1 protein-coding gene is annotated in these 677 nt (G+C 67.2%); it reads right to left on the bottom strand.

Features of this window, described 5'->3' with window-relative positions:
- Window positions 1-677, bottom strand: a 677-nt coding sequence (locus tag CFP66_RS46895) for a molybdopterin oxidoreductase family protein (protein WP_158228486.1), incomplete at both ends; no start/stop codon positions are given.

The following is a 677-nucleotide window of genomic DNA, read 5'->3' as shown; positions in this document are numbered from 1 at the left end:
GGGATCTTGCCGGTGGGGTCGATCTCGTCGATGGTCAACAGGTTCGCGGCCGCCTCCCGGAAGTGGAACGCGATGAAGCAGTTGCCCAGCGCTTCGCGGTGCGACACCCGCAGCTTCAGCTCGATCTCCCCCCGCCTCGAGCGGGCGCGCACCATCTCACCGTGGGCCAGACCACGGTCGGCGGCGTCCTTGGGGTGCATGTACACCTCCGCCTCCGGGGAGATCGCATCCAGCGCGAACGAACGCCGGGTCATCGACCCGGTGTGCCAATGCTCGAGCAACCGGCCGGTGTTGAGGACCAGCGGGAACTCCGCATCGGGCAGTTCCTTCGCCGGCAGCCACTGCGCGGGCACGAGGTGCGCGAGCCCGTCGTCGGTGTTGAAGCTCTCGTCGAACATCACCACGGTGCCGTCGGAGTGTTCCGGGTCGTCGTTGGGATACAGCTTCCCGCTGGAACCCAGGTTGTCGTAGGAGAGGTTGGTGTAGGAGGGCATCACCGTGACCATCTCGTCGAACACCTCGCGGGGATGGGTGTAGTCCCAGTCCAGCCCGAGGCGCTGCCCGAGGTCCTGCACGATCTCCCAGTCGGTGCGGGCCTGGCCGGGCGGGTCCAGGACCTTGCGCCCGAGCTGCACCCGGCGGTCGGTGTTGGTGTAGCTGCCGTCCTTCTCCAGATA

The organism is Pseudonocardia sp. MH-G8, from assembly GCF_002262885.1.
Taxonomy (GTDB): Bacteria; Actinomycetota; Actinomycetes; order Mycobacteriales; family Pseudonocardiaceae; genus Pseudonocardia.
The sequence above is the reverse complement of the archived record's forward strand: the minus strand, read 5'-3'. Positions and strand labels throughout refer to the sequence as shown.